The 3,792-nt window shown below is 75.1% G+C and carries 1 protein-coding gene; it reads left to right on the plus strand.

Translation table 11 applies throughout. The annotated features are described in order from the left end of the window. The coding region (locus tag ACFYO2_RS49500) for a type I polyketide synthase (RefSeq protein ID WP_388364078.1) at positions 1-3,792 on the plus strand (3,792 nt) is incomplete at both ends.

Here is a 3,792-nt window from a genome sequence, read left to right on the forward strand (position 1 = left end):
CACCACCCAAGGCACCACCACCTTCATCGAGATCGGCCCCGACGCCGCCCTCACCCCCCACACCCCCGACGCCGTACCCGTACTGCGCCGGGGGCGGCCGGAGGCTGGTGCGCTGACGCTCGCGCTTGCCGCCGCGTTCGCCCTGCCGCGCCGCCCGGGCCGTACGGTGCCGGACGCTCTGCCCACGTACGCGTTCCAGCGGCAGCGTCTCTGGCTCGCGCCGGCCGTACCGGTGACGGGTGCGCAGGGGCTGGGGCTCGACGCGTCGGGGCATCCGCTGCTGGGGGCCGCGGTCGAACGGGCCCAGGACGGCGGGCTGTTGCTCACCGGGCGGTTGTCGCTCGGCACGCAGCCGTGGCTGGGCGACCACACGATTCTCGGGTCGGTCCTGGTGCCCGGCACGGCGTTCGTGGAGTTCGCGCTGGTGGCCGGGGAACGGTCGGGCGCTGCGCGAGTGGAGGAACTGACGCTGGAGGAGCCCCTGTTGCTGCCGGCCCGGGGTTCCGTCCAGGTCCAGGTGTCGGTGTCGGGTGCCGATGCGGACGGACGGCGGACGCTCGGCGTCCATGCGCGGGCGGAGGGCGGCGAGTGGACCCGGCACGCGTCGGGCACGCTCGCCCCGTCGGCGCCGCCCGGGGCGAACGCGCCGGTCGCGTGGCCGCCGGCCGGTGCCGAGACGGTCGACGTCGAGGCGCTGTACGCGTCGTTGGACGTGCTGGGCTATGCCTACGGTCCGGCGTTCCGAGGGGTGCGGGCGGCCTGGCGGCGCGGGACGGACGAGCTGTTCGCCGAGCTCGCGCTGCCCGGGACCCGGGACGCGGCGGGCTATCTGGTGCACCCGGCGCTGCTGGACGCGGCCCTGCACCCGCTGGTCGCCCGTGCCGCCGAGGAGGGCGGGGCCGAGGGACTGCCGCTGCCGTTCGCGTGGGCGGGGGTGGAGCTGTCGGCGACGGGGGCGGACACGTTGCGGGTCCGCTGGTCGGGCGGTGCGCTCACAGCGGTCGACACGGAGGGGCTGCCCGTCCTGAGCGTGGACGCGCTGACGCTGCTGCCCGCCCGGCCCGAGCAGGTGTCGGGTACCGCGCGGGTGCGTGATCTGCACCGGGTCGCGTGGGCGCCCGTGCCGGTGTCCAGGACGTCGTCGGACGGCAACGTCACCTCCGTAGAGCTGATCGAGGGGCTCAATGAGGGCCTGGACGAGCTGCCTGAGCGGGTGCCGTCCGTGGTCGCCGTGCCAGTTCCGGCGGGCCGGGGCGCCGCCGCGGTCGCGCTGCGCCTGGTGCGGGCCTGGCTCGCGGAGGCGCGGTTCGCGGACGCGCGGCTGCTGCTTCTGACGCGGGGCGCGGTCGCGGCCGTCGACGGCGACACGGTCGACGATCCGTGGGCGGGGGCCGTGTGGGGTCTCGTCCGGTCGGCGCAGGCCGAGCATCCGGACCGGTTCGCCGTCGCCGACATCGACGTCGACGCGCACGAGGCCGTCGGCATCCTGTCGGCCTCTGTCCCGCTGGTCGTCCAGGAGCCCCAAGTCGCCCTGCGCGGCGGTATGTTGTACGCGCCCCGGCTCGTCCCCGTCGACGTGGCGGACGAGCGTGCACCGGACGGATTCGCCGGGCGCACCGTCCTGGTCACGGGGGCGACCGGGGGGCTCGGGCGGCGACTCGTACGGCATCTCGCCGACCGGCACGGCGGGCGCCGCTTCCTGCTGCTCAGCCGCGGTGGGCCGCAGGCGCCGGGCGCCGCCGAGCTGGCCCGGGAGCTGACCGCGTCGGGCGCTGAGGCGACGTTCACGGCCTGCGACGTGGCCGACCGGGCCGCGCTGGCCGAGGCCCTGGCGTGCGTACCGGACGAGCATCCTCTCGGCGCGGTGTTCCATCTGGCCGGCGTCCTGGACGACGGCACAGTCGCCTCGCTCACCGAGGAACGTCTGGACGCGGTGCTGCGGCCCAAGGCGGACGCGGCGCACCACCTGCACGAGCTGACGCGTGGCCACGACCTCACCGCGTTCGTGCTGTACTCGTCGGTCACCGGCGTGACGGGCAATGCCGGGCAGGCCAACTATGCTGCTGCGAACAGCCAGTTGGACGCGCTTGCCGCGCACCGGCACGCGCTCGGGCTGCCCGCCACGTCGCTGGCCTGGGGGCTGTGGGCGGACGCCGGGGGCATGGCGGAGGGCCTCGGGACGGCGGAGCGGGAGCGCTGGGAGCGCTCGGGCCTGGTGCCATTGACGGCGGAGGAAGGGCTGGCGCTGCTCGACCGCGCCCTGGCCTCGGCGCCGGTGTCGGGGCCGGCCCTGGTGCCCGTACGCCTCGACACCGGCGCCCTGCGGTCGCGGGCTGCGGCGGGGCCGCTGCCGGTCGTCCTGCGCGGCGAGGTGCGGGAGCGGCGCCGCCGGGCGGCCTCCGGCGCCTTGGGCGCGCCCGTCGACGCGTCCTGGGCGGGCCGCACGGTCGCACTGTCCGAGGCCGAACGCGGCCGCACTGTCAAGGAGTTGGTGCGGGCGACCGTGGCGACCGTGCTCGGTCATGCCACCCCGGCTACCATCGACTCCGGCCGTGCCTTCAAGGAACTGGGCTTCGACTCACTCACCGCGGTCGACCTGCGCAACCGGCTGGCCGCGTCGACCGGTCTGCGGCTGGCCGCCACGGTCGTCTTCGACCACCCCTCGCCCGAGGCCCTGACCCGTCACGTGCTCGGCCTGCTGCCCGGCGGCGAAGCGCCGCACCCGGCCGGCACGCCCGTACCGCCCGTACCGGCGTTCGTCCAGGACGACCCGATCGTCGTCGTCGGCATGGCCTGCCGGTACCCGGGCGGTGTCACGTCGCCGGAGGAGCTGTGGCAGCTGGTGGCCTCCGGCGCCGACGCGATCGGCCGGTTCCCCGACAACCGCGGCTGGGACCTGGACGGCCTGTTCCATCCGGACCCGGAGCACTTCGGTACCTCGTACACCCGTGAGGGCGGATTCCTTTACGGGGCGGGCGAGTTCGACGCGGAGTTCTTCGGCGTCAGCCCGCGCGAGGCCGTGGCCACGGACCCGCAGCAGCGACTGCTCCTGGAGACGGCGTGGGAGACGTTCGAGCGGGCCGGGATCGACCCGACCGCGGTGCGCGGATCCCGTACGGGTGTCTTCGCCGGGGTCATGTACAACGACTACGACGCGCGGCTCGACAAGGCGCCGGAGGAGCTGGAGGGCTACCTCCTCACAGGCAATACCTCCAGCGTCGTGTCGGGCCGCCTGGCCTACACGTTCGGCCTGGAAGGGCCCGCGGTCACCGTCGACACGGCGTGCTCGTCGTCACTGGTCGCGCTGCACCTGGCCGCGCAGGCACTACGGCAGGGCGAGTGCGACCTCGCGCTCGCGGGCGGCGTCACCGTCATGGCGCAGCCGGGCACCTTCGTCGAGTTCAGCCGCCAGCGCGGCCTGTCGCCGGACGGCCGCTGCAAGTCCTTCGCGGCGGCCGCGGACGGCACCGGCTGGTCGGAGGGCGTGGGCCTGCTGCTCGTGGAACGGTTGTCGGACGCGCGCCGCAACGGTCACCACGTCCTGGCCGTCGTCCGCGGCTCCGCCATCAACCAGGACGGCGCCAGCAACGGACTCACCGCCCCCAACGGCCCCTCCCAGGAACGCGTCATCCGCCAAGCCCTCACCCAAGCCGGCCTCACCCCCGCCGACATCGACGCGGTCGAGGCACACGGCACCGGCACCAAACTCGGCGACCCCATCGAGGCACAGGCGCTGCTCGCGACGTACGGCCAGGAGCGCGACGCCCACCACCCGCTGTGGCTCGGCTCGTT

Origin of the sequence: Streptomyces sp. NPDC006602, from assembly GCF_042870385.1 — a bacterium.
Taxonomy (GTDB): Bacteria; Actinomycetota; Actinomycetes; order Streptomycetales; family Streptomycetaceae; genus Streptomyces.